The 25,727-nt window shown below is 61.4% G+C and carries 19 protein-coding genes, 3 other RNA genes, 3 pseudogenes and 2 other annotated features; of the genes and pseudogenes, 12 read left to right on the top strand and 13 right to left on the bottom strand.

What is annotated here, in order from left to right:
* Positions 1-12 precede the first annotated feature (12 nt).
* From J5I97_RS14665 to J5I97_RS14650, 4 genes are all read right to left on the bottom strand, one after another.
* Entirely contained in the window at positions 13-954 is a 942-nt protein-coding gene (locus tag J5I97_RS14665) for an SDR family oxidoreductase (protein WP_208591762.1), read from the bottom strand.
* A gap of 345 nt (positions 955-1,299) precedes the next feature.
* A complete protein-coding gene (locus tag J5I97_RS14660; RefSeq protein WP_208587307.1) occupies positions 1,300-3,612 on the bottom strand; it encodes a xanthine dehydrogenase family protein molybdopterin-binding subunit in 2,313 nt (770 codons plus the stop codon).
* Positions 3,609-4,697, bottom strand: coding sequence for an FAD binding domain-containing protein (locus J5I97_RS14655; RefSeq protein ID WP_208587306.1), 1,089 nt, complete (start codon positions 4,695-4,697; stop codon positions 3,609-3,611). The genes J5I97_RS14660 and J5I97_RS14655 overlap by 4 nt, the downstream gene beginning before the upstream one ends.
* Positions 4,670-5,248, bottom strand: coding sequence for a (2Fe-2S)-binding protein (locus J5I97_RS14650; protein WP_208587305.1), 579 nt, complete (start codon positions 5,246-5,248; stop codon positions 4,670-4,672). Before J5I97_RS14650 ends, J5I97_RS14655 begins: the two co-directional genes overlap by 28 nt.
* An 87-nt stretch (positions 5,249-5,335) precedes the next feature.
* Between J5I97_RS14650 and J5I97_RS14645 the strand changes: the two are divergent.
* The 6 genes and pseudogenes from J5I97_RS14645 to J5I97_RS14620 form a co-directional block, all read left to right on the top strand.
* Positions 5,336-5,712 (top strand): annotated as a pseudogene (locus J5I97_RS14645) (DUF763 domain-containing protein); the annotation flags it as partial.
* A 61-nt stretch (positions 5,713-5,773) separates the two neighbouring features.
* Positions 5,774-5,849, top strand: a non-coding RNA gene (locus J5I97_RS14640) — sX9 sRNA.
* 116 nt (positions 5,850-5,965) lie between these two features.
* On the top strand, positions 5,966-6,490 hold the full coding sequence (locus tag J5I97_RS14635) for a DNA-binding protein (RefSeq protein WP_208587304.1): 525 nt from the start codon (positions 5,966-5,968) through the stop codon (positions 6,488-6,490).
* A 114-nt stretch (positions 6,491-6,604) separates the two neighbouring features.
* Positions 6,605-6,772: pseudogene (locus J5I97_RS14630) on the top strand (IS481 family transposase); the annotation flags it as partial.
* Positions 6,773-7,020: 248 nt separating this feature from the next.
* The gene (locus J5I97_RS14625) at positions 7,021-8,991 is read left to right on the top strand and encodes an OPT family oligopeptide transporter (protein ID WP_208587303.1); all 1,971 of its coding nucleotides are present in this window, start codon (positions 7,021-7,023) and stop codon (positions 8,989-8,991) included.
* A 210-nt stretch (positions 8,992-9,201) separates the two neighbouring features.
* A protein-coding gene (locus J5I97_RS14620; RefSeq protein WP_208587302.1) for an IS5 family transposase occupies positions 9,202-10,007 on the top strand; the annotation gives its coding sequence in 2 pieces (ribosomal slippage) (positions 9,202-9,532 and positions 9,532-10,007; 807 coding nt in all).
* A gap of 732 nt (positions 10,008-10,739) precedes the next feature.
* Here J5I97_RS14620 and J5I97_RS14615 read toward each other — a convergent pair.
* Positions 10,740-11,357, bottom strand: a complete 618-nt coding sequence (locus J5I97_RS14615) for a hypothetical protein (RefSeq protein ID WP_238135544.1) — start codon at positions 11,355-11,357, stop codon at positions 10,740-10,742.
* Positions 11,358-11,432: 75 nt separating this feature from the next.
* A protein-coding gene (locus J5I97_RS14610) for an IS3 family transposase (RefSeq protein ID WP_208586298.1) occupies positions 11,433-12,646 on the bottom strand; the annotation gives its coding sequence in 2 pieces (ribosomal slippage) (positions 11,433-12,364 and positions 12,364-12,646; 1,215 coding nt in all).
* Positions 12,255-12,371: a sequence feature (AL1L pseudoknot), on the bottom strand. (Overlaps the previous gene by 117 nt.)
* Between J5I97_RS14610 and J5I97_RS14605 the strand changes: the two are divergent.
* Positions 12,629-13,318, top strand: a pseudogene (locus tag J5I97_RS14605) (IS3 family transposase); the annotation flags it as partial. The gene J5I97_RS14610 and the pseudogene J5I97_RS14605 overlap by 18 nt on opposite strands.
* 372 nt (positions 13,319-13,690) lie before the next feature.
* On the opposite strand, the gene J5I97_RS14600 reads toward J5I97_RS14605, so the two are convergent.
* The 4 genes from J5I97_RS14600 to J5I97_RS14585 form a co-directional block, all read right to left on the bottom strand.
* Positions 13,691-14,707 (bottom strand): IS30 family transposase, encoded by a 1,017-nt coding sequence (locus J5I97_RS14600; protein WP_208586408.1) that lies wholly within the window; start codon positions 14,705-14,707, stop codon positions 13,691-13,693.
* 433 nt (positions 14,708-15,140) lie between these two features.
* Complete coding sequence (locus J5I97_RS14595; protein WP_017118594.1) at positions 15,141-15,320, bottom strand: hypothetical protein; 180 nt, start codon at positions 15,318-15,320, stop codon at positions 15,141-15,143.
* Positions 15,321-15,434: 114 nt separating this feature from the next.
* Positions 15,435-16,337: an ATP-binding cassette domain-containing protein gene (locus tag J5I97_RS14590; RefSeq protein ID WP_238135541.1), complete on the bottom strand. Its 903-nt coding sequence runs from the start codon at positions 16,335-16,337 to the stop codon at positions 15,435-15,437.
* Positions 16,334-17,547 (bottom strand): IS3 family transposase gene (locus J5I97_RS14585; RefSeq protein ID WP_208586298.1). Its coding sequence is split into 2 segments (ribosomal slippage): positions 16,334-17,265 and positions 17,265-17,547, totalling 1,215 coding nucleotides; the frame shifts between segments, so codons are not numbered across the junction. The genes J5I97_RS14590 and J5I97_RS14585 overlap by 4 nt, the downstream gene beginning before the upstream one ends.
* Positions 17,156-17,272, bottom strand: a sequence feature (AL1L pseudoknot). It overlaps the preceding gene by 117 nt.
* A 363-nt stretch (positions 17,548-17,910) precedes the next feature.
* Between J5I97_RS14585 and J5I97_RS14580 the strand changes: the two genes are divergently transcribed.
* The 4 genes from J5I97_RS14580 (at position 17,911) to J5I97_RS14565 (ending at position 22,199) form a co-directional block, all read left to right on the top strand.
* A protein-coding gene (locus J5I97_RS14580; RefSeq protein WP_208586767.1) for an IS5 family transposase occupies positions 17,911-18,716 on the top strand; the annotation gives its coding sequence in 2 pieces (ribosomal slippage) (positions 17,911-18,241 and positions 18,241-18,716; 807 coding nt in all).
* A 73-nt stretch (positions 18,717-18,789) separates the two neighbouring features.
* Positions 18,790-20,925: an alpha/beta hydrolase family protein gene (locus tag J5I97_RS14575; protein ID WP_208587301.1), complete on the top strand. Its 2,136-nt coding sequence runs from the start codon at positions 18,790-18,792 to the stop codon at positions 20,923-20,925.
* Positions 20,926-21,092: 167 nt separating this feature from the next.
* Positions 21,093-21,155: non-coding RNA, sX9 sRNA (locus J5I97_RS14570), on the top strand.
* 72 nt (positions 21,156-21,227) lie between these two features.
* The gene (locus tag J5I97_RS14565) at positions 21,228-22,199 is read left to right on the top strand and encodes an IS5 family transposase (RefSeq protein ID WP_208586672.1); all 972 of its coding nucleotides are present in this window, start codon (positions 21,228-21,230) and stop codon (positions 22,197-22,199) included.
* 357 nt (positions 22,200-22,556) lie between these two features.
* Here J5I97_RS14565 and mutM read toward each other — a convergent pair whose 3' ends face one another.
* Positions 22,557-23,372 carry a bifunctional DNA-formamidopyrimidine glycosylase/DNA-(apurinic or apyrimidinic site) lyase gene (mutM, locus tag J5I97_RS14560; protein WP_208587300.1) on the bottom strand — a complete coding sequence of 272 codons (816 nt, stop codon included), beginning with the start codon at positions 23,370-23,372 and terminating at the stop codon, positions 22,557-22,559.
* Positions 23,373-23,634: 262 nt separating this feature from the next.
* Here mutM and J5I97_RS14555 point away from each other — a divergent pair.
* Positions 23,635-23,710, top strand: a non-coding RNA gene (locus J5I97_RS14555) — sX9 sRNA.
* A gap of 59 nt (positions 23,711-23,769) precedes the next feature.
* On the opposite strand, the gene J5I97_RS14550 is transcribed toward J5I97_RS14555, so the two are convergent.
* Both J5I97_RS14550 and gloB read right to left on the bottom strand, forming a co-directional pair.
* Entirely contained in the window at positions 23,770-24,951 is a 1,182-nt protein-coding gene (locus J5I97_RS14550; protein WP_208587299.1) for a lytic transglycosylase domain-containing protein, read from the bottom strand.
* On the bottom strand, positions 24,948-25,715 hold the full coding sequence (gene gloB / locus J5I97_RS14545; RefSeq protein WP_208587298.1) for a hydroxyacylglutathione hydrolase: 768 nt from the start codon (positions 25,713-25,715) through the stop codon (positions 24,948-24,950). Before gloB ends, J5I97_RS14550 begins: the two co-directional genes overlap by 4 nt.
* Between the last annotated feature and the right edge of the window lie 12 nt (positions 25,716-25,727).

Below are 25,727 nucleotides of genomic sequence, written 5' to 3'. Positions count from 1 at the left end.
TGCATGTAGCGATCAGCCCACGTTGCCGCGCCCACCGACGCTGCTGAAGATGCTGCCAGTGGTGAAGCTGGATTCCTGCGAGGCCAGCAACACATAGATCGGCGCGATCTCTGCCGGTTGCCCGGGGCGCCCGGTCGGGCTGTCGCCGCCGAAGGTCTTGAGCGCCTCTGGGAATTGGCCACCGCTGGGCTGCAAGGGCGTCCAATACGGGCCGGGGGCGACCGCGTTGACGCGAATGCCTTTAGACGCAAGTTGCTTTGCCAGGCACTTGGTAAAGGTAACGATGCCGCCTTTGGTGATGCCGTAATCCAGCAAGGTTGCGGGTGGATCGTCGGCCACGATCGAGCTGGTGCTGATAATCGTCGCGCCGGGTTTGAGATGCGGCACCGCCGCGCGCGTCACCCAGAACAAGGCATACAGATTGGTCTTGAGCGTGTCGTCGAACTGTTGATCGTCGATCTCCAGAATGGATTTTTGCGTGGTCTGCCGTGCGGCGTTGTTGACCAGAATATCGAGTCCGCCGAGCTGCTGCGCGGCCTTGTCCACCAGTTGCTTGCAGAATGCGCCACTGCGCAGATCGCCGGGAATGGCCACTGCTTTGCGGCCTGCGGCCTGGATCAAGGCGATGACATCGCGCGCGTCGGATTCTTCTTGCGGCAGATAGTTGATTGCCACGTCCGCACCTTCGCGCGCGAACGCGATCGCCGCGGCGCGGCCGATGCCGGAATCGCCGCCAGTAATTAACGCTTTGCGCCCGCTCAGCCGGCCCGAGCCGACATAACTGTTTTCGCCGTGGTCCGGCCTGGGCACCATCTTGGATGCAAGGCCCGGCCACTGTTGCTGCGGTGTATTGAACGGTGGCTGTGGATACTGTGTGCGCGGGTCCTGGATTGCCGGTCGTGTTGCACCGCCTGCGCTGGCCTGCGTTTGCGCTGCCGCAGTGGTCGCCAGCATCGCACTGCCGCCAGCGGCCAGACCGGTGCCGAGCGCACCGATGGCACGGCGGCGGGCCGGAGAGTGGGTGGGATCGTGCTCGCTCATATCAGCTCCATGCGGGGGACAGGTGCCACTGCTGCAGAGCCACATCACCTGCCTGGAGACGGCAGAGGCAACGTGGCGCTTCCAGCACACGGCATTCCCATCTGAGCGCGTGTGCCGCTAGCGATACGTGACCGACCAGTGCCGCCCGTGTGAAACAAAACGGGCTCGACATGACAAGACGTTGAGCCATTGCTAACCCTTGCTGCGGCGATGTCGTGCGCTATGCACAGACTCCGCACCTACGACGCCGTCGATCGATCAATCCGCCATCACCTTGTCCGGCGTCATCGGTGTGCTGCGAATACGCTTGCCGGTGGCGTGGAAGATGGCGTTGCAGATCGCCGCCGAGACACCCACCAAGCCAATCTCGCCCACACCTTTTGCGCCCAGGCTGCTGACCACGCGATCGTCCTCATCGGCAAAGATCACGTCGATGTCGTGGATGTCGGCGTTGGCACAGACGTGATAGAGCGCCAGATCGTGATTCATGAAGCGGCCGAAGCGGTGATCGGACTGGGTGTGCTCGTGCAATGCCTGGCCGATGCCCCATACCACGCCGCCGACGATCTGGCTGCGCGCAGTGATCGGGTTGAGGATGCGTCCGGCTGCAATCGCGCTGACCACACGCATCACCCGCACGGTGCCCAGTTCTTCGTCCACGCGTACTTCCACAAACACGGCGCCGTGCGTGGCACGGGTGTACTTGCGCTGTTTGAGCACGTTGGGCAGCAGCAGGAACTTATCTTCGATCTGCGTCAGCCCGGCCGCACGTAATACCTGTGGAAATGCGATGGCGCTGCTGGCATCGGTACGCAACGCAAGCGTGCCATTGGCAAAGACCACCTCGTCCAGCTTGGTTTTGGCAAAGCGCGAATCGGGCAGTGCCTGAGCCAGCCGCAGCAGGCGCGCACGCAACTTGCCGCACGCACCATCCACAGCAGAGCCGACCGTGGTGACATGCGAGGAGCCGCCCTCGATCGGCGCAACCGGCAGCGTTGAATCGCCAAGCTGAAAGGTCACCCGCTCCAGCGGCAGGCCCAACGCTTCAGCTGCGATCATCGCCATCACCGTGTAAGTGCCGGTGCCGATATCGCTGGCGGCACTGCTCACCACCAGGCGTCCATCGGCGTGCAGCACCGCGTGTGCACGCGCGAACATCTGCATCGCATCCCATTGCCCGGTGGCCATGCCCCAGCCCACCCACTCGTTGCCTTCTTTACGCGCGCGTGGTTGCAGCGGGCGTTGTGCCCAACCGAAGCGCTCGGCCCCTTGCTGGTAACACGCGCGCAGCGCCTTGGTGGAGTACGGCTTGTCGTCGGCCGGATTGACCTGTGCATAGTTTTTCAAACGTAGCGCCAGCGGATCGATGCCGATCGCGTAAGACAACTCGTCCATCGCCACTTCCAGCGCGTGCACGCCGTGTGCAGCGCCAGGTGCACGCATGTCCATGGGGCTGAACTGATCCAGGCTGACCAGCGTGTAGCCCAGATGCACGTTGTCGCAGGCGTACAGTTGCCCGCTCCAGTTGACCACCACCTCGACGTAATCTTCGATCCGCGAGGTTTCGGCGATGGCTTCATGCCAGATCGCACGCAAGCTGCCGTCGCGATCGGCGCCGAGCTTGAGCCGCTGCACCGTCTCCGGGCGATGGCCGAAGGTGAACATCTGTTGCCGCGTGAGCACCACGCGCACCGAGCGGTCCAGCAGGATCGAGGCCATCACCGCCAGCGGCAATTGATACTGCGGGCGCAGCCCCGAGCCGAACGCACCGCCCACATACGGGTTACGCACGGTGACCTTGCGCTTGCTCAGGCCGAACACATGCGACACATACCAACGGCTGTTCTGCGAGCCCTGGGTCTTGTCGTAAATGGTGAAGCGACCATCGGCATCGCGGATCACGGTGGAGGCGAACAACTCCATCGGGTTGTGGTGCTCCACACCGCTGTAGTAATCGGCCTGGATCTGGCAGGCGGCATTGTCGAAAGCGGTCTGCGGATCGCCCTTGTCCTTGGGCGGTGGCGAAAAACCCGCCTTCAATGGCTTGGGCTTGTGCGCACGGTCCAGATTGATCATCAGGTTGGTGTCGTGCGGATCCTGTAACAGCTCCAACTCCACCAGATGCGCGGCGTGGCGCGCGGCTTCAAAGGTGTCGGCAACCACCAGCGCAATCGGCTGACCGCTGTAGAGGATCTTGTTGTCGTACAAGGGGCGGAACGGCGAGCCGGCCGGTGCGGTCATGTCCTTGTAGAACAGATCCATGCCGCGCATGTGCGGGCGGTTTTCGTGGGTGATGATCTCCAGCACGCCGGGCACCGCGCGTGCAGCGGTCAGCTCGAACGCAACGATCTCGCCTTTGGCGATGCTGCTGTTGACCACCACGCCATAGGCCAGATTCGGCGCTGGCCATTCGGCGGCATAACGCGCCTGACCGGTGACTTTTGCACGCCCGTCGATGCGGGTGACGCCGGTACCGGTGGGGCGATAGCCGGTGCCTTGGTCGGCCACCGGTGGCGTCAGTCCGCTATCGGATACATCGCTATTGGGCAGATGGGTGCTGCGTGCGTTCATGGCGATTGCTCCAGCGCGCGGGTGCGCCCGCGGTTGTCGATGGTGCCCTCGCGAGCGAGGTTCAATGCGCGCACGATGGCGCGGCGTGCCAGCGGCAGTTTGAAGGCGTTTTCGCCTTGCGGTTGCGCGCCTTGCAGCAAGGCATCGGCCAAACCGCCAAAGCTCTCCGTCGTGGCCGGCAAGCCGACCAACTGCGCTTCTGCTTCCCGGTTGCGCCACGGCTTGTGCGCCACCCCGCCCAGTGCCACGCGGAGGTCGCCAATGCTGCCGTCTTCGGCCAATTCCAACGCGGCCGCCACCGACACCAGTGCAAACGCGTACGACAGGCGCTCGCGGATTTTCAGATAGACGCTGTGCGCGACGAAGCGCTGTGCATCGGGGAGATCGATATGCACGATCAATTCGTCCGGCGCCAACGTGCTGTCCAGCTCCGGGCGATCTCCGGGCAAGCGGTGGAACTGCGCAAACGCAATAGCGCGTTCGCCAGTGGGGCCTTGCACGTGCACCACCGCATCCAGCGCCGCCAATGCCACGCACATGTCGGATGGATGCGTGGCGATGCACTGCGCGCTGGCGCCGAGAATGGCGTTGTATTTGGTCAGCCCGCCGATGGCCGAGCAGCCGGTGCCCGGTGCACGCTTGTTGCATGGCGTGGCATGGTCGTAGAAATACATGCAACGCGTACGCTGCAGCAAATTGCCGCCGTTGCTGGCCATGTTGCGGATCTGCGGCGAGGCGCCTGCCAGTATCGCTGCGCTCAGTAACGGGTAACGCGCTTGGACTTGCGGGTGATAGGCGGTGTCGGCGTTACGTGCCAGCGCACCCAGACGCAATCGGCCATCGGGCTGCATGCCGATGCTGTCCAGCGGCAGGCGATTGATGTCGACCAGGCTGCTGGGCCGCATCAGCTGCAGCTTCATCAAATCGGTGAGATTGGTGCCGCCGGCGATCAGGCGCGCGGGAGCTTCGGACGGCAGCGGATGCGCGTTGTCGCTGCGCGATGCGATGGCGCCAAGTGCAGCATCGATGCTGTTCGGGCGCGTATAGCTGAGCGGCATCATGCGGGCACCGTCCCTGGCGTCCACGGGGTGGTGGCGCTCTCGCTGCTGTCGCTGGATGTGCCCATGACCTCCATCACCGCATCGGTGATCTGCGGATAGGCGCCGCAGCGGCATAGATTTCCGCTCATCAACTCACGCACCTGATCGCGATCATGCGCCTTGCCTTCGTTGATCAGGCCGACCGCCGAACACAGCTGGCCCGGCGTGCAATAGCCGCACTGCAAGGCATCGTTGTCGATGAAGGCGCGCTGCAGCGGGTGCAGTTGATCGCTGTCAGCCAAGCCTTCGATGGTGGTGATGTCGGCACCGTCCTGCATCACAGCGAGCGTTAGACAGCTGTTGATGCGGCGGCCGTCGACCAGCACCGTGCAGGCACCGCACTGGCCGTGATCGCAGCCCTTTTTGCTGCCGGTGAGATCGAGCCGGTCGCGCAACAGATCGAGCAGGCTCACCCAGGCTTCGAGCTGTAATCGATACGGCTGACCATTGATGCGCATCTTGACCGGGTACGTCGGCGCAGCGGTGGTGGCGGTTGCCGGCGACGTATGATTGGCAGTGGCGGGCGTGGCAGTCATGCAGACCCCGTGGCGATGGCGAAGGAGGACCATCACCTTGAGGGCGATGCGGTCAACGCCAAGTGACCACGCGCGAGGTTCGCAGCGATGCGACGCGGTGGAATCGCATCCACTACGTTGCACGCTTGCGTTCGTCTGCAGTGCATTGCGCGATCGTCGCGCACCGGCGGTGCGCAGCTGAATTCGTTAGCCATCGTGCACAGCTACGGGCGCGATGAATTGTTGCGGCGGCTTGCGCATCCCTTCTGGTTGCAGTCGTTCGGCGCGATTCGTCCGGCATCACCACCGGCGCGATTGGCGCGCTCAAGCGTGGGTTGAGGCCATTGTCTGGTGAACTCGGCATCCATGTCTGTGGCGGACGCGGCAGGCATTCGCGCGCCACGCCTGTCGAATTGTTGGCAGTGGGCGATGCCGTGGGGCTCGATGGCGCGGCACTGGCGCAGGCCAGTCGCCTGGTCGCTAAGAGCGGCTAACAAAACGACTGCGCTCACCGCCACGCTGGCGCAGCCGGTGCTCGAAATCGGCATGTACCACGTGCACTTTGCGGTTGCTCTGCACCGTCCGCACCCACCTGGCGACCGATTGCTACGTTTTGTTAGCCACTCTAAGTGCGTGACGACAGAGACACGACGTCGCAACAAGGGAATGCGGCGCGCACTGCTCATTGACACCTCGCTTGCTACATCGAGGTTGTCACGCATGTATCGAGAAACCCTCATGCCAGAAGTCAAGACGCGCCGCGCTGCCGCCAAGGACAAGCGCGAAGGAACCTCGGCCAGTACCCAAGCCGGCGAACACGTGAAAGAAGAAATCGAGCAGGTGCGCGAGGGCGCGCACGGGGTCAAGAATACCAAGCAGGCGATCGCAATCGGCTTGTCCAAGGCGCGCCGCGATGGCGTGGATGCCGCTCCATCCAACTCCGCATCCAAAGCCACCAAGAAAAAAACGACGCAAGACAGCGCAGCGGCCAAGTTCAACACCCCATCCTCGCCGACACGCTCGGCAGGCGCCAGGAAAGCCTTGAAGACCGCCAGCAAAAACACGACCGCCAAGAAGGCGGTCGGCAAACACGTCTTGTCCACTCAGGCCAAGAGCGCTGCAAAAAAGCGCTCTGCCAGCGACCGCTCGACGGCGGCGAAGAAAGCGGTTGAAACAAAGGGACCTTCAGTGCCCAAGGCCGCTGCCAACAAGGTGGCGGCGACGAGCAAGCGTGCTGTGAGTAAAGCAACGTCTAATGACTGAGGACGTTATCGAAAAATTCGCTGCGCAGTCGCCGAGCGCGCGTACGAGTTTGCTTTAGGTGTTTGATCCCAGGTTTTGATGGTGCATTATTTTGCTCGAATGGAAGCAAGCACGATGGGCCAGGTTCTGCATGGGAGCACCACCACGACAGAGGCGATCGGTCGAGCGATACAACAGAGTCAAGAGAGCCTGAGAGCGCTTTCCAAGCGTTACGGCATCAATCAAAAGACGGTGGCGAAGTGGAAGAAGCGCAGTTCGGTTACTGATCTGCCAACCGGGCCGGATCATGCTGCTGCCATCGACACCCAGCGTGGGCGCTGGCGGTCTTTCAAGGCGAACCGATGTGGACGCAGGCGTATCCACGCCATAGAGGAGGGGCGCTTCGCAGGTCGCTGTCAGCATGGTTCAGTGGCAGCGGGACCAGGCATTCCACCCGCGACAGCAGGCACACTGTCACGCCGCGTCGCAGCTGGACGGAACCCCGCGCAGGGGCTAGCGTGGTGCGGAGCTTTGCTACAAGGGAACCGCCCATGCGCCATGACACTCAGCCGCGCCAGCTCACCTTCCGCGCCGTCGTGCTGGCCATCGTGCTGGCGGTGGTGCTCTCGGCCGCCAACGCCTATCTCGGCCTGTTTGCCGGCCTGACCATCGCCACCGCGATTCCGGCCGCGGTCGTGTCGATGGGCGTGCTGCGCCTGCTCGGCGGCGGCACCATTCTGGAAAACAACATCGTCCAGACCGGTGCCTCGGCGGGCTCGTCGATTGCCGCCGGGGTAATCTTCACCATCCCGGCGCTGGTGATCATGGGCTATTGGCCCGACTTCAAATACGGGTGGGTGCTCGGCATCGCGGGCATGGGGGGGCTGCTCGGCGTTCTGTTCTCGGTGCCGCTGCGGCGCTCGATGATCGTCGAAGACCCGCTGCCGTTCCCCGAAGGCAAGGCCGCGGCCGAAGTGCTCAAGGCCGGCGAAAACCCCGGCCCGGGTCTGAAGATCCTGACCATCTCCGGTGCCATCGGGGCACTGGTCAAACTCGCCGCCGCCAGCGGCTTGCGGGTGATTCCGGATACCTGGGCGCAGGCCACCTACCTCGGCAGCAGCCGCCTTGTGGGTTATTTCGGCACCAACCTGTCGCCAGCGTTGCTGGGCGTGGGCTACATCGTTGGCTTGAATGTCGGCATCGTGGTGCTGTCCGGTTCAATTCTGTCCTGGCACATCGCCATTCCGATGTATCAGCAGTTCTTCATGGGCTTGGATCCGGCATTGGCGCAGAGCCTGGTCGGTGCGCCGGCGGCCGATGCGGCGTTCGGCATCTGGGGTGCGAAGGTTCGCTACCTCGGCGTCGGTGCGATGCTGATCGGCGGTGTGTGGACCTTGTTCTCGCTGCGCAAGTCGCTTTTTTCGGGCGTCAAGAGCGGCTTTGCCGCCGCACGCAACAGCGGTGGCGGTGTGGTCGCCGAGACCGAGCGCGACCTGCCGATGAAATGGATGCTGGTGGCATTGGTGTTGTGCACCTTGCCGCTGCTGGGCCTTTATCAGGCCATCGTGCAGCAGTGGCACGTGTCGATCCCGATGACCATCATCATGATCGTGGCCGGCTTCCTGTTCGTGTCGGTGTCTGGCTACTTGGCTGGGCTGATCGGCTCGTCCAACAACCCGGTGTCGGGTATCACCATCTCCACCATTCTGTTCGCTTCGGCGGTGCTGGTGCTGCTGCTCGGCAAGCGCGGTCTGGCGCCGGTGGGCATCGGGGCTGCGCCATTGGGTGCGGTGGCAGCGATCATGATCGGTGCGGTGGTGTGCTGCGCGGCAGCGGTGGGCGGGGACAATCTGCAGGATCTCAAGGCTGGCTATCTGGTCGGTGCCACGCCATGGAAGCAGCAGCTGATGCTGGGCATCGGCGCATTTTCCTGCGCGTTGATCATGGCGCCGGTGCTGAACCTGCTGGCCCAGGCCTATGGCATCGGCCCGGCCACTCCCCAGCATCCCAATGCGCTGGGCGCACCGCAGGCCACCTTGATGGCCTCGGTCGCCAAGGGTCTGTTCGGCGGGCAGCTACCTTGGTCGATGATTGCCATCGGTGCCGGCGTGGGCGCAGCGATCATCGCGTTCGATGAATGGCTGAAGAAGACCGGCAAGCGCTTCCGCGTGCCGGTGCTGGCCGCCGCGATCGGCATCTATCTGCCGCTGGAACTGATGGTGCCGATCTTTATCGGTGGCTTGATCGCGCATCTGGTGGAGCGCTTCCACAAAATCCGCACCGACGATGAAGACGGCCGCGACCGCGTGCATCGCCCCGGCGTGCTGTTCGCTGCCGGCCTGATCACTGGCGAGGCGCTGATGGGCATCGCTATTGCCGTGCCGATCGTGCTGTCCAGCCGCTCCGATGTGCTGGCGTTGCCGGCCAGCCTGCAGCTCGGTCAATGGTTCGGCCTGGCGATTCTCGCCCTGGTCGGCTGGTTGCTGTATCGGGTCGGCAAGCGCGGGGAACCGGCCGTCTGAGTCTGATGTGTGGATGGCGCATGCGTATTGCACGCGCCGATGGGCACGCAGCGTTGTCTGCGCCATCGCACTAGCCACGCATCGCGGCATGCGTGCCGTTATCTCGAAAGTGACATTTGCGGCGTGTGGCGCCTGCGCAAGCGCGTGCATGACTTAGAGCGTCTAACAAAACCCCTTGAATCTTGTCTCGCCGGTGGCAAAATTGCGGACATGACACGTCGCAAAGAGATCCCCATTGCGCTGTGGAAGCGCATCGAGCCGCTGATTCCCCAAGTGAAGCGTTCGCCCAAAGGTGGACGGCCGCGTATCAGTGATCAGCAAGCCCTCAACGGCATCGTCTATGTCCTGCGCACGGGCGTGCCATGGGAAGACCTGCCTATGGAGCTGGGCTATGGCAGCGGCATGACCTGCTGGCGCCGGTTGCGTGATTGGCAAGCCGCCGGTGTGTGGCATCGTCTGCATCAGGTGTTGCTGACCGAGCTGCGTCGCGCCCAGAGGCTGGATCTGAGCCGAGCCAGTCTGGACGCCGCCAGTGTGGCCTCCCCCCGGGGGGCGCCTACACCGGGCCAAACCCGACCGATCGCGGCAAACTCGGCAGCAAACGGCATCTGATCGTGGACCGCAACGGCGTGCCCTTGGCAGTGTGCGTCACCGGCGCCAATCGGCACGACTCGGTCGTGTTCGAGGAGTTGATCGACGCCTTGCCGCCAATTGGTGGCAAACCAGGGCGCCCGCGACGTTGGCCAGACAAATTGCACGCCGACAAGGCTTACGACATCGACCGCTGTCGCGCCTTCCTCAAGCAGCGCGGCATCATTGCGCGGATCGCACGCAAGGGGATCGCGCGCAACGACCGGTTGGGCCGTCATCGCTGGGTCGTCGAGCGCACGCATGCCTGGTTCGCAGGCCTGGGCAAACTGCGCATCCGCTTTGAACGCCGCATCGATCTCCACTTGGCGTTGCTCTCGCTTGCATGCTCCATCATCTGCTTACGGCTTCTTCCTGGGTTTTGTTAGCCGCTCTTAGGCATTAATTCATCGGCGAAACAGAGGATGCCACCCACTTCAAAATTAACGCATAGCAATTGTTGCTGGCCAAGCTAGATCGAATCCGGACGAATCGAAGGGATATCGCATTGCCTCGCCGCCCTCGATCGTGAAGCAGGCCATCCACAATATGGCTGAGTGCCATGCGGTTTGCGCACACGTCTGGCTCGCAATGTAACGGGGAGCCCTGGCAAGCAGGAGATCCAAGTACGCTGAACCGTACGGACGTCCTGGAACTGCTGAATCCAAAAGAGCGGCGTCCAGACCATCCCCGTCCAAGCCAAGTGCTATCATTCACTCGTTCTGAGAAGAGCTACATCGTGCCCTCCATGGGCGCGGGACGCAGTGCTACTGTTCAAGTGAGGAAATGTGATGGACACTTCTCGCCGTGCAAGAATACCTCGTTCTGTTACTTGCGGCTTGGTTGCAGCGGCCACTCTGCTCATCGCCGCAGCCCTAACAGGTTGTGTGAGCGACTCAGCCCGGTCCATCGGCGCTACACGCCCAGAGTGCCTCGTTAACGAGGCTCCCATATCGACTGCGCGTGACACAGGAATGTCCGCTCGCGAGCGAGACTGCGCCTCGCGTCAAGAATCCCAAGATCGAGCACAGGATAAAGGCATGGAACTACGATTTGGCAGAAAGAACGACTAACGCACTGCGCAACGACTAGGCAAACTACTTTCAATGGTAGACCTTTCGCTACTGCGACTTGCCTCTGCATACCGAGCTATACGCCTCCATGTAACTCTTGTTGAGGCACGACACTAGTCCGTCGACGACATCAGCGTTCACGGGCCACCGCATCTTAACCTTCTGTCCATTATCCATCGACATCTCTATGTAGCCATCTTTGACCGGTGGCAGTTCCGGCGAAGCGGGTACAGCGTTTAGCTTTTTCTGTGCCTCTACTAGAGCAGATGTGTCGTGCCGAAGGAATGCTATCGTTGCATCAACATAGGGATTCCAGCCTGCAAGATCCTTTTCTGTTGGCTGCCTTGATGCTTCCATTAATGGAATCGCAGCCTCATAGTTCCCGGCAAAGGCCCGTAGTTGCCCCTCGTGCCAAAACAGCAGACTAGAGCTATCGGAATGCACTTTTCGGTATTCCTTGATCAGATCTGCAGCTGCGACCTCACATCCGGGCTTGGAAGCGACAGCGCGCCAGCCACCACCACCATTGCCGACATCCTGATCAAACTTATCTTGTGCCAGAGCAAGCATTGCCTGTTTGTCAAAGCCGCAATTTGTCGGTTGGGCCGTTGCCCCTCCCGAAATCACAAGCATCAACGCGAGGATGACCGACCTCATCTTGCACATCAAACTTCTCCTAAGCTCAGTGGGTAGCCTCAACTTTGAACCGCCCCGGGATTTCGGGAGGCTGTTTGGTTTGAGTCACGCCGCTTTGGCGTAACCGGCCTGTTGTCGATAGTAAGCCTCTTCGGCTTCCGCTGGCGGAATGTTCCCGATCGACCCCAGCAAGCGTTTGTGGTTGTACCAGTCCACCCAATCCAGCGTGGCCAGTTCCACATCCTGGCGGTTGCGCCACGCGCGCCGGTGGATCACCTCGGCCTTGTACAACCCGTTGATCGTCTCGGCCAACGCGTTGTCATAGCTATCGCCCACGCTGCCCACCGACGGCTCGATCCCGGCGTCGGCCAGCCGCTCGGTGTAGCGGATCGACACATACTGCACGCCGCGGTCGGAGTGGTGGATCAGGCCGCCTTCGGTTGGACGACGCGCATGCAGCGCCTGCTCCAGCGCGTCCAGCACGAAGTCCGTGTGCGCCGTCTGCGACACCTTCCAGCCCACGATCCGCCGTGCGTACACGTCGATCACGAAGGCCACGTACACGAACCCGGCCCAGGTCGAGACATACGTGAAGTCGCTGACCCACAGTCGGTTCGGCGACGGCGCATGGAACTGTCGGTTCACCTTGTCCAGCGGGCACGGCCGCTTGTCGCTGATCGTGGTCTTGACCACCTTCCCGCGTACCACGCCGCGCAGGCCAAGTGCGCCCATCAGTCGCTCCACCGTGCAGCGGGCCACCGCATAGCCCTCGCGCTTGAGCTGCCGCCAGACCTTGCGCACGCCGTACACCTGTCGGTTCTGCTCCCATACCCGCCGGATCTGCGGGCGCAGCGCCTGGTCCTTCCACCAGCGGTTCGGGCGCAAGTTCGCGTCCGCTTCCCGCTGCGCGTGGCGGTAATACGTCGACGGGGCAACCTGCAGCACCTTGCAGATTGGCTCGACCCCGTGAACATCGCAATGTTCGGTCACGAACGTGGTCAGGGCTTGAAGCGGCGGTCGAGCTCCGCCTGGGCAAAATACGCGCTGGCCTTGCGCAGGATCTCGTTGGCTTGCCTCAGCTCGCGCACTTCGCGTTCCAGCGCTTTCATCCGCGTCCGCTCGTCCGTCGTCAGCCCCTGACGCTTGCCGGCATCACGCTCGGCCTGACGCACCCAGTTGCACAGCGTCTGCGACGAACAGCCAATCTTCCCGGCAATCGATTCGATCGCCGCCCACTGCGAGCCGTACTCGCCCTGATGCTCCCGCACCAGCCGAACCGCGCGCTCTCGCACTTCCGGTGAATATTTCGTCTTGCTCATCGCCCCATCTTCTCAAGAGTTGGAGCCTCCCGAAATCCCGGGGCGGTTCACATCGTGAACTACAAGCGGGTGGAGCGGTTGTACCGCGAGCAGCAGCTGCAGGTCCGGCGCCGCAAGCGCAAAAAAGTAGCGGTGGGCGAGCGTCAACCGCTGCTGCGGCCAGCGCAGGCCAACCAGGTGTGGTCGATGGACTTCGTGTTCGACCGCACCGCCGAAGGCCGGGTGATCAAGTGTCTGGTGATCGTGGACGACGCCACGCACGAAGCGGTCGCCATCGAGGTGGAGCGCGCAATCTCGGGCCATGGCGCGACGCGCGTGCTGGATCGGCTCGCGCACAGTCGCGGTTTGCCGCAGGTGATCCGCACCGATAACGGCAAGGAGTTTTGCGGCAAGGCAATGGTCGCCTGGGCACATGCCCGTGGTGTGCAACTACGGCTAATCAAACCCGGCAAGCCAAATCAAAACGCCTATGTCGAATCGTTCAACGGCCGACTACGCGACGAATGCCTCAACGAGCACTGGTTCCCAACACTGCTGCACGCGCGCACCGAGATCGAATGCTGGCGACGCGAATACAACGAGGACCGACCCAAGAAGGCGATCGGCGGCATGACACCAGCTGCTTATGCCCAACATCTGGCCAACACCGATATCATCAACCCCGGACTCTAAACCCGACCGCTACTCAGGGCGGGGGGACGTCGACGGTAACGCGCAGCTCGTATTGCTTCTCGATGTATCGCTGATATATCGCGGGACAAACCTCAATTTGATCCGACTCAAGCTCAGCCGTTCCGTCCAAGACAGTCGTTGAAGCAATCCGGTATGTTCGCTCGTCACCATAGTGCCAGAAGTATGGATTGAATGGCTTCACGGCGACCTTGCCTACGCGGCGCACAAAGCTCGCCACCTCGTCATAGTGTGTTGAAATTAGTGTCTCCGGGACAAGAAACCCCAAGGCGGCCGCTGTGTCGAGCTGGAACGCTTTGCATTGGGTCGGATCCGGGAACGGGTTCCCCACCACGAAGTTGGCAGAGGGTGGTCTCAAGATTCAAGTGCAACACGTGATTTGAAAGTTGCCAGTTCATGCTCCATCGCCTCGCTCGGCGTTTTCCATCCCAACGTCTCGCGTGGACGGGTGTTCATCAGTAATGCGATGTGATTGAGGTACTCCTGACTGACGGTGGACAGATCCGCACCCTTGGGCAAGAACTGGCGAAGTAGGCCATTGGTGTTTTCGTTGCTTCCGCGCTGCCAAGGCGCGTGTGGATCGGCAAACCACACATTGATGTTCAGTCCCTGCATCAGCTCGGCATAACACGTCAGTTCGGTCCCGCGATCATAGGTCAAGCTCGTTCGCATCGAAGCGGGAAGCCTTTTCATCTGGCGGGTAAACCCTTCCAGCGCATCGGCAGCCGTGCAGCCGTCCATTCGGCACAGCACCACAAAGCGCGTCTTGCGCTCCACCAACGTGCCAACGCAGGAACGATTGAACGCGCCCTTGATCAGATCGCCTTCCCAATGACCTGGAATCAGGCGCTGTCGCACGTCTTCGGGCCGGTGCACGATGCGTAGTTCCTCCGGCACCCAGGTGCGTTTGGCAGCGGTCGTACGCCGCAATCCCCGAGTAGGCTTGCCCTGGCGTAAAGCCTCCACCAGCTCCTTTTTCAGGCCACCGCGCGGGTGCGCATAGATCGTTGCGTAGATGGTTTCGTGGCTGACGCGCTGGGCAGAATCATCCGGATGCATGATCAAGAGCTTGGCAGCAATCTGCTGGGGCGACCAGCGCCACAGCACAAGATGATCACGCACCAGCTGGAACAAATCCGTCCCCGGGGTCAGCCTACGCCGCCGAACACTGCGCTGACGCCGCGCTTTGTAACGCCTGGCCGCATCTGCCGCACAGTAGCTCGTGGCGCCCTGCCTGACCAGCTCCCTGCTCAATGTCGATGGGCTTCTGCACAGAAGTCTGGAGATCGAGCGCAAGCTTTGACCACGCCGTGTTTCGATTTGCAGCACCGCGCGCTCTTCTGCACTCAGATGGAGATAGCTTTTTGACATGTGAACACCTTACTTGCTATGAGGGTGTTGCACTTGGAAGTTGAGTCTAAGGAGGCTCGCACGGTTACAGCGAGGTTCAAATGACCGAACTTCAACTCTTGCTCTACAAATTTTACCGCCTCTTTATCGACGTTTTTGACTGGTGCATGCTTGACTATCCTGCGGAACCAGACACTGTCCAATTTCGGCAAAGTTCTCGTTCCCATTTGAGTCCGGCCGGGCAAAGCTCCAGGAGTCAAGGTCATCTGAGCGTCCTTCGTCGCGCCTAGGCCGTCCCATATGAAGGCCTCTGCTCCTAGCTTGCGCATAGCCCAGGCAACTGCTGCCGCGTGGTAATCCTCACTATTCCCATAGATCAGGTGCATTGCACTACACACTCCGATATTGTCTGCATTAATGAGGGGGCAGCTAGGCTGCCCCCCCTCCATACAACTCAGAAGTCGACCGTAATGTCGCCGTCCGGCTGAACGACGATGGGGCCGGGAACGCCGCCGCCGCCGCCAGTCAGAGTCGGATGCGAGGTAGCACCACCGCTGACCTCAACCAGCTCATCTTCGGTCAGGACGCGGCTGTTCGCGTAGCAGACTGGCTTGATTTCCTTATTGCGAGACATAGCACTTCTCCGATTGATTGTTAATGGATGACGATGGACGGTCCTTTTCGTCCCAAACGGCGCTTGCGCGCGGCACTACAATGTCCCGGCTTCCCTGCGAGAACATTCCGATACCTAGACAATTGCAAGTCCACCCGTTTGACAGGCACTTGCCTCTCTGACATGACCATCTTCGATCTGAAGAACTCGATCTGCCATCGCCACCGTGCTAGGTCGATGCGAGATGATGATTCTCGAGATATCAAGTTGGCGCACAGCTCGATCAATCCGTGCCTCACACGCTTGATCTAGCTGACTTGTTGCTTCATCAAGAATCAATATCTGCGGCGCGCGGTAAAGCGCCCTAGCAAGAACTAGTCGTTGCCGCTGCCCACCAGAGAGCGATGAACCCATGTCTCCAACCAATGACTCGTAACCCATCGGCATGGTAATGATATCGTCGTGCAACTCCGCTAGCTTCGCGGCGTTTACGACTCTTTCTAAAGTCACATCGGGATCGAAGAAAGCGATGTTATCAGCAATCGTTCCAGCAAATAGCGAATCCTCCTGCATGACCGCGCCAAGGAGGTCGCGGTACTCAGCCAAGCCGTATTTCCGGATGTCCATTCCGTCTATTTCGACCGCGCCTTCCGTTGGCGTCAGCAATCCAAGCAAGAGTTTTACCAAAGTACTCTTTCCGGACCCGCTAACTCCGGTAATCGCCACCACTTCTCCCGGCTCGATCACAAAATTGAGGTCAGATAGGATGAGGGGCTCTCCATCGGAATAGCGAAAGCTCAGATTTCGCACTGTAAGCACGTGTCTTCGGTCCAACTCTCCACTGCGCCAACCCGGAACATCCTCTTCCGCGTCAGTGGGCACTATATCGGCAATTCGCTCGCCATGCATGCGGACCATCCGCAACTCCACCACTTTGTCAATGAAACTAATAGACTTCTGTGAGAAGTTGTCTGCGTACGCTAAAAACGCAACAATGAACCGCCCCGGGATTTCGGGAGGCTGTTTGGTTTGAGTCACGCCGCTTTGGCGTAACCGGCCTGTTGTCGATAGTAAGCCTCTTCGGCTTCCGCTGGCGGAATGTTCCCGATCGACCCCAGCAAGCGTTTGTGGTTGTACCAGTCCACCCAATCCAGCGTGGCCAGTTCCACATCCTGGCGGTTGCGCCACGCGCGCCGGTGGATCACCTCGGCCTTGTACAACCCGTTGATCGTCTCGGCCAACGCGTTGTCATAGCTATCGCCCACGCTGCCCACCGACGGCTCGATCCCGGCGTCGGCCAGCCGCTCGGTGTAGCGGATCGACACATACTGCACGCCGCGGTCGGAGTGGTGGATCAGGCCGCCTTCGGTTGGACGACGCGCATGCAGCGCCTGCTCCAGCGCGTCCAGCACGAAGTCCGTGTGCGCCGTCTGCGACACCTTCCAGCCCACGATCCGCCGTGCGTACACGTCGATCACGAAGGCCACGTACACGAACCCGGCCCAGGTCGAGACATACGTGAAGTCGCTGACCCACAGTCGGTTCGGCGACGGCGCATGGAACTGTCGGTTCACCTTGTCCAGCGGGCACGGCCGCTTGTCGCTGATCGTGGTCTTGACCACCTTCCCGCGTACCACGCCGCGCAGGCCAAGTGCGCCCATCAGTCGCTCCACCGTGCAGCGGGCCACCGCATAGCCCTCGCGCTTGAGCTGCCGCCAGACCTTGCGCACGCCGTACACCTGTCGGTTCTGCTCCCATACCCGCCGGATCTGCGGGCGCAGCGCCTGGTCCTTCCACCAGCGGTTCGGGCGCAAGTTCGCGTCCGCTTCCCGCTGCGCGTGGCGGTAATACGTCGACGGGGCAACCTGCAGCACCTTGCAGATTGGCTCGACCCCGTGAACATCGCAATGTTCGGTCACGAACGTGGTCAGGGCTTGAAGCGGCGGTCGAGCTCCGCCTGGGCAAAATACGCGCTGGCCTTGCGCAGGATCTCGTTGGCTTGCCTCAGCTCGCGCACTTCGCGTTCCAGCGCTTTCATCCGCGTCCGCTCGTCCGTCGTCAGCCCCTGACGCTTGCCGGCATCACGCTCGGCCTGACGCACCCAGTTGCACAGCGTCTGCGACGAACAGCCAATCTTCCCGGCAATCGATTCGATCGCCGCCCACTGCGAGCCGTACTCGCCCTGATGCTCCCGCACCAGCCGAACCGCGCGCTCTCGCACTTCCGGTGAATATTTCGTCTTGCTCATCGCCCCATCTTCTCAAGAGTTGGAGCCTCCCGAAATCCCGGGGCGGTTCAACAATCATTCCCGCGGAGAATTTTTTCCCAATAATCATGTACGCTCCAACGCCAATTAAAATTACGCGCTGCATGCCGAATACAAGCTGGCTGATAGCCTGGAACGCCATTGTGACGCGTTGGGCCACCATCCCTCGATCGGCCATCTCTACAGTTGCATTACGCAGTCGTATAGTTCGCTCGACCTGCTTATTCGCGAGTTTTATGGTCTTGATGCCTCTAACCGACTCCATCAATTCGGTCTGTTGACGCGCACTAAGAGCGTCTAACAAAACCCCTTGAATCTTGTCTCGCCGGTGGCAAAATTGCGGACATGACACGTCGCAAAGAGATCCCCATTGCGCTGTGGAAGCGCATCGAGCCGCTGATTCCCCAAGTGAAGCGTTCGCCCAAAGGTGGACGGCCGCGCATCAGTGATCAGCAAGCCCTCAACGGCATCGTCTATGTCTTGCGCACGGGCATGCCATGGGAAGACCTGCCTGTGGAACTGGGCTATGGCAGCGGCATGACCTGCTGGCGCCGGTTGCGTGATTGGCAAGCCGCCGGTGTGTGGCATCGTCTGCATCAGGTGTTGCTGACCGAGCTGCGTCGCGCCCAGAGGCTGGATCTGAGCCGAGCCAGTCTGGACGCCGCCAGTGTGGCCTCCCCCCGGGGGGCGCCTACACCGGGCCAAACCCGACCGATCGCGGCAAACTCGGCAGCAAACGGCATCTGATCGTGGACCGCAACGGCGTGCCCTTGGCAGTGTGCGTCACCGGCGCCAATCGGCACGACTCGGTCGTGTTCGAGGAGTTGATCGACGCCTTGCCGCCAATTGGTGGCAAACCAGGGCGCCCGCGACGTTGGCCAGACAAATTGCACGCCGACAAGGCTTACGACATCGACCGCTGTCGCGCCTTCCTCAAGCAGCGCGGCATCATTGCGCGGATCGCACGCAAGGGAATCGAGCGCAACGACCGGTTGGGCCGTCATCGCTGGGTCGTCGAGCGCACGCATGCCTGGTTCGCAGGCCTGGGCAAACTGCGCATCCGCTTTGAACGCCGCATCGATCTCCACTTGGCGTTGCTCTCGCTTGCATGCTCCATCATCTGCTTACGGCTTCTTCCTGGGTTTTGTTAGCCGCTCTTAATGCCTTTGCACGTGCGCTGCAGCAACGCCTACCATCGATGCTTTACCGTTGCGGGAAATCTCGATGAAGCTGCGTTACGCCGTGCTGCCCCTGTATCTGTTGGTCGCCTTGCCAAGCCTTGCCGCCGCGCGTGGTTTCGATGTGCGCGACATGGTGGCGCTTGACCGCGTGTCCTCGCCCACGCTCAGCCCCGATGGCAACGTACTTGTGTTCGCCAAGCGGCAGGCCAACGCCGGCAACGGCAAGCCGGCCACCGGCCTGTGGATGCGCAGCCTGCGTACCCGCGATGCATTGCCGCCCAAGCGGCTCACTGCCGAAGGCTGGAACGTCAACAGCCCGGCGCTGTCGCCGGACGGCAAGACGGTGTACTTGCTCAGCAGCAAATCCGGCACGCAACAGCTGTACGCGCAGCCGCTGGCCGGCGGCACCCCACAGCAGCTCACTGCGTTTGCGGTGGACGTGGACAGCTACAAACTTTCTCCTGATGGCAAGCGCATCGTCTTCAGTGCCGGTGTTTTCCAGGACTGCGGCTCGGATCTGGGCTGCACTAAGAAAAAGCTCGCCAGCGTCAAGGACGCCAAGGCCAGCGGCGTGGTGTACGACCAGCTGTTCGTGCGGCATTGGGACACCTGGAACGATGGCCGCCGCAACACTTTGTTCGTCGCCGAACTGCCTGCCGCTGGTGCAAAGGCGGTGGTCGGTGCCTCGGCGATCAGCGCCACGCTGGCCGGCGATGCGCCATCCAAGCCGTCAGGTGGCAATGACGATTATACCTGGTCGCCGGATGGCGGCAGCGTGGTGGCCAGCGTGCGCGTGCCGCAGCCTTATGGCACGGAGGCGGGCAAAACTGCAACGGCTGGGGGCAAGCCCACCGGCAACGACGAGTCGTGGCAGACCAACTTCGATCTGTATCGCCTGGATGCCAGCGGCAGGTCCGCACCGGTCAATCTCACCGCATCCAACCCGGCCTGGGATGCCGGCCCGGTGTTCAGCACCGACGGCAAGACGTTATACTACCGCGCAATGAAGCGCCCCGGTTTCGAAGCCGACCGCTTCGGCCTGATGGCGATGGACGTGGCCAGCGGCAAGGCCCGCGAGATCGCGCCCAAGTGGGACCGTTCGGCCGGCGAGATCGTGTTGAGCGACGATGGCGCCAGCATCTACACCAGCGCCGAGGACCTGGGCGAGCATCCGCTGTTCAAGATCGACATCGCCAGCGGTGAGGCGACCAAGCTGGTGGGCGAGGGCAGCGTGCATGCGCCGACGCTGGCCGGCACTACGCTGGCGTTTACGCGTAGTTCGCTCAAGAGCGGCGACCAGATCTTTGTCAGCGATGTGCAAGGCCAAAGTTTGCGTGCGATGACGCAAAGCGCAGGCGAGTTGCTGCCGGATGTGCAATTCGGCGATTACGAACAGTTCCAGTTCAAGGGCTGGAATAACGACACCGTGCACGGCTATGTGGTCAAGCCGTACAACTACCAGGAAGGCAAAACCTATCCGGTCGCGTTTCTGATCCACGGCGGCCCGCAGGACAGCTTTGGCAATGGCTGGAGCAATCGCTGGAATCCGCAGACTTACGCCGGGCAGGGCTACGCGGTGGTGATGATCGATTTCCACGGTTCCACCGGCTACGGCCAGCAATTCACCGACGCGATCAGCCAACATTGGGGCGACCGCCCGCTGGAAGATCTGCAAAAAGGGTGGGCCGCTGCGCGGAAGCAGTACGGCTTCCTCAACGGCGACAAGGCCTGCGCACTGGGCGCCAGCTACGGCGGCTACATGGTCTATTGGATGGCCGGGACGTGGCTTGATAAAGATGGGAACCATCCATGGAAATGCCTGGTCGATCACGACGGCGTGTTCGACAACCGCACCATGGGTTATGCCACCGAGGAACTGTGGTTCAGCGAATGGGAAAATGGCGGCACCCCGTGGCAGAACCCGGCTGGCTACGAGAAGTTCAACCCGGTGTTGCACGTGGACAAGTGGAAAGTACCGATGCTGGTGATCCACGGCCAGCAGGATTTCCGCATTCCGGTCGAGCAGGGCCTGGCCGCATTTACCGCGCTGCAGCGCAAGGGCATCGCATCCAAGTTCCTATATTTCCCGGACGAGAACCATTGGGTGCTCAAGCCGGACAACAGCGTGCTGTGGCACGACACCGTCAATAGCTGGCTGAAGCAGCATATCGGCCAGTAATGTTGCGATCGGCACGCCGCCTGATGCGGCGTGCCAATCGGTGCAGTGATGGTGCGGCCTCGATTTGTAGGTGTGTAGGGAGACCTGAAAAATTGCAGCGTATAAGAGCGGCTATCAAAACGACTGCGCTCACCGCCAGGCGGGCGCAGCCGGTGCTCGGGATCGGCATGTACCACGCGTACACCGCCGTCCGCACCCACCTGGCGACTACTTGCTACGTTTTGTTAGCCACTCTTATTAGGGAAGCTCTGAACAACGCCCCCAGATGCGCGACACTACACACCTACGTTGAGGAGTGATCCATGCAACTGACGTTTGGTGACGCCGAGGGCCTGGGTAAGCGCAAGCAGACCCGCCGGGAAATCTTCCTGGCCGAGATGGAGCAGGTCGTTCCGTGGCAGCGGTTGCTTGCGCTGATCGCACCGCACTATCCGGCGTCGGGACGGCCAGGTCGGCAGCCGTACGCACTGGCCACGATGTTGCGGATTCATCTACTGCAACAGTGGTACGCGCTGAGCGATCCGGCGATGGAAGAAGCGTTGCATGAGATCCCGAGCTTGCGGCGTTTTGCCCAGCTCGGTGGGTTGGACAACGTTCCTGACGAGACCACGATTCTCAATTTTCGTCGTTTGCTGGAGACCCATGGCCTGGCCGCGCGGATGCTGGAAGCGGTCAACGCGCATCTGGCGCGCAAGGGTCAAAGTCTGCGCTCGGGCACGATCGTCGATGCAACCCTGATCGCTGCGCCCAGTTCGACCAAGAACGCTGACCACGCGCGCGATCCTGAGATGCACCAGACCAAGAAAGGCAAGCAATATTACTTCGGGATGAAAGCGCACATTGGAGTAGACGATGTGTCCGGGTTGGTGCACCACGTGGAATGCACGGCGGCCAACGTTGCCGATATCACGCAGGCGCACAAGCTGCTGCATGGCAAGGAAGACACGCTCAGCGGGGATAGCGGTTACACGGGGCTGGACAAGCGCGCGGAGATGGCGCGCAAGCGCAAGTTGCGCTACCTGATTGCAGAGAAGCCGTCCAAGCTCAAGCAGATCAAGAACGCGCGCGAGTTGCAGTGGGCCCAGCGCTGGGAGCACACCAAGGCCAGCCTGCGGGCGAAGGTGGAACATCCATTTCGGGTGATCAAACGCCAGTTTGGTTACGTCAAGGTCCGCTATCGCGGCCTAGCGAAGAATACCGCGCAGGTGCTGACGCTGTTTGCGCTATCCAATCTATGGATGGTGCGCCGGCAGTTATTGCCGGCCAAGGCATAATGCTGTCCGGCGGCAGCTGAAGCCGCCAGATAAGCGCAAAATCTCGTCTTACATACCCAATTTACGCGTTACTGGCGCTCTCTATGCTGATATTTTTAGGTGTTGAGAGTTGTTCAGACCTTCCTTAGAGCAGCTAATAGAAGCCGCTATGCAGCTGCAAGAGCGCGGGGTTGGTGATTGATGCGGCATCTGTCATTCGCACAGATCGCACAGAACGATGACTATGCCTTGTCCGCAACCATTTAATGACCGCTCGCCAAGTATTGGCAGCTGCTCCAAGTAGTTTGGAAGCAGCACAGCTTCAGATGTCAGACCTGGTGCGTTGCCCGGTTCGCCAAGCTCGTTGTCCTGAAGGTTTTACCGCTGGCAACTACCGCACCACACGGTTGCGCGTTGTCCGATCGTGGCGTGCTGCAGCATGCGCCCGCACTGCTTGCAAGGTTCACCTTCGCGTCCATATACCGTGAGCTCCTGCTCGAAATAGCCAGGGGCACCGTCGGGACTGATGAAATCCCGCAATGTGGTTCCACCACGCTCAATCGCATATCCCAGAATGTCTTTCACCGCCGTAGCCAAGCGCCGATAGCGATCCAGCGACACCTTGCCAGCCTCTCGCAACGGGCTGACCCCCGCGCGATGCAGGCTCTCGGCAGCATAAATATTACCAACACCTACAACAACAGATTGGTCCATCAGAAAGATTTTCACTGCCGCACGGCGACCACGCGCCAGCGCGTGCAGATAATCGCCAGTAAATGAATCGGATAATGGTTCTGGACCAAGTGCGGCAAGCAACTCATGGGTTTGGGTATCGGATTGCCACAACAGACAACCGAAGCGGCGTGGGTCGTTTAAACGCAACACACGCCCATTCTGCAGGCTGATATCCACATGATCGTGCGCACGCGGCAACGTATCGCCAGACAACACACGCAGGCTTCCGGACATCCCGAGGTGTAGCAACGCACTGCCTCCGGCATCTGTATCAATTAATAAGTACTTGGCGCGACGGCGCAGATTGGTGATGGTCGCGCCAGGAAGCAGTCGCTCGATTTGCTCAGGAATCGGCCAGCGCAGGTCCGGCCGCCGCAAGATGACGCCATGGATGCGTTGCCCGAGCAGATGCGGCGACAAGCCACGCAAGGCGGTTTCGACTTCGGGAAGTTCAGGCATTTACGTCTCCAATCAGCCAACCCGACATGTACGGGACTCGATCAATATGTCGCAGGATGCGCCGCATCCGCTTGAACTAGTATGCGATTGCCTTTTCTGGAAAACGACCTCGCCGATACGGATTTTCCAGCCACCGTTCGCAGACTGCTTCATCTGACAGGTCGTAGGGATGCTTGAGATATAGCAAATGTCCGGACCAAGAGCGGCTAACAAAACGACTGCGCTCACCGCCAGGCTGGCGCGGCCGGTGCTCGGAATCGGCATGTACCACGCGTGCACTCCGGTTCCTCCGCGCCGCCAGCACCCACCCGACGACTGCTCGCTACGTTTTGTTAGCCGCTCTATTCAGTCTAATCGGGGCAACGACACGGCGAGCAGTGCGCTGGTCGCGCTTAAATCAAGGCATGCCGTCGAACGACAGCACCATGCCTGGCTTGAGAACTGCGCGCTTGTCCAGGCCATTGCTGGCGAGCAGCGTCGTCACGGTGACGCCGTAGCGACGTGCAATGGTCCAGGCGGACTCGCCGTTGCGAACGGTGTGGGTCCGTGCCTGAGACGTCGAGGCCTTGGAGGTTGACGTCGCAACGACCGTCGGGGCCGCATCGTTGGTGTCGATAATCCTGCCCAGATCAGCCGATGCGACAACGGCGTTGGCTGATCCTGGCTGCGCTTGTGCGATCGGAGCGAGCACATGCACACCACGCGGCGCGGCGCGCACGCCGGCCAGGGCGGGATTCAGCCGGGCAAGCAGTTGCGGCTCGATCGCGCGTTCTCCGGCCCAGGCATTGAGGCTGGTCCCGGCCGGCAGGGCGTGTTTGGTGAGTACCGGGACTGGGCGATCCAGCGAGGTCAGCAGGTTGCCGTGTTGTTGCGCGTGATCGAGCACGCACGCCAGCGCATGCAGCTTTTCCACATATTCGTAGGTGACCTTGGACATGCCAGGCAGTTCGGACGATCGGGCGTTCTGCGCGTTCATGCCGGCGGTGCGCATCGCTTGCAGTACACGGTACTCGCCAGCGTTGTAGGCCATCAGCGCCATGCGCCAGTCGCCGCCGAACATGCCGTACAGCGTTTTGAGATAACGCACCGCCGCGGTGGTGGAATCCACGGCCGACAGGCGGCCATCGTATTGCGCGCCGACCGGTACATGATGGTTGCGTGCGGTAGTGGCGATGAACTGCCACAGGCCGGCAGGGCCGCCACCGTTGCGGGCGCCTGGGCGGTAGCCGCTTTCGACAAACGGAATCAGCGCAAATTCGGTCGGCATGTCGGCTGCGCGCAGTTCATCGACCACATAGCCGAACAGCGGCAGGACATCCTGCGCACCATCAGCCAAGCGAGCCGGGGCACGCGAGAAATCGTGTTCCCAGCGGGTGTCGTTGTGCTCGCTGCCGCAGCCAGGATCGGCGCGACCATCCAGAAACGACGAGAAAATCTCCCGTCCGTTGCGCACGCCGGGTGCGGTGATCGGTGTCGTGGAGCCGTCCGCGGCTTCGGGGCGCCTTGCGTTGTTTGACGATGCGGCTGCCGGTGCAACGGCTGCGCACGCAGCCAGCACTGCCAGAAGCAGGCGCTTCATGCGCGAAATTCGTCTTTCCAGCGCCGAAGTTCGGCAAAAACATCTACTTCTAAGGAAAGTGCGCCAGCTGCGCGCGGTGCGACTGCGGCGCGTATTGCGGGGCTGTTGGTGCGTAAGAACGGATTGGTGTCCAGCTCACTCTTCAGCGAAATCGGTAGGGTGGGACGGGCTGCACGACGCATGGCCTGGGCTTCCTGTTGACGGCGCTGCAAGGCAGCGTTGGTGGGATCGACGTGCAGTGCAAAGGCCGCATTGGCCAACGTGTATTCGTGGCCGCAACACACACGCATTTGGCCGGGCAGGGAGGCCAGGCGCTGCAGCGAGTCGAACATCTGAGGAGCTGTACCTTCGAACATCCGCCCACAGCCTAAGCTGAACAGGGTATCACCGCTGAACAGAAGGCCGTCGGTGACGAACGCGATATGACTGCGGGTATGGCCCGGGACTTCCAGCACCTCGAACCGGTTGCCAAGCAAACTCAAGCGTTCGCCCTGGCCAACCTGATGGGCGTCTGCGGGAATGCGCTCGTCTGCAGGGCCGAACAGTGCAAGGCTTGGCCATCGTTGCTGTAACCCCGCTACGCCGCCGATGTGGTCGGCATGGTGGTGGGTCAGCAGGACTGCGCTGGGAATGAGTCCTTCTCGTTCTGCAGCGGCGAAGACTGGCTCGGCTCGACCAGGATCGACGATGACCGTGCGGCCATCCGCAGCGACCAGCGCCCAGATGTAGTTGTCTTCGAATGCGGGCAGGGCGATCAGTCGCATAGAATTGGGACC

This window comes from Xanthomonas fragariae, assembly GCF_017603965.1.
GTDB lineage: Bacteria > Pseudomonadota > Gammaproteobacteria > Xanthomonadales > Xanthomonadaceae > Xanthomonas > Xanthomonas fragariae_A.
The sequence above is the reverse complement of the archived record's forward strand: the minus strand, read 5'-3'. Positions and strand labels throughout refer to the sequence as shown.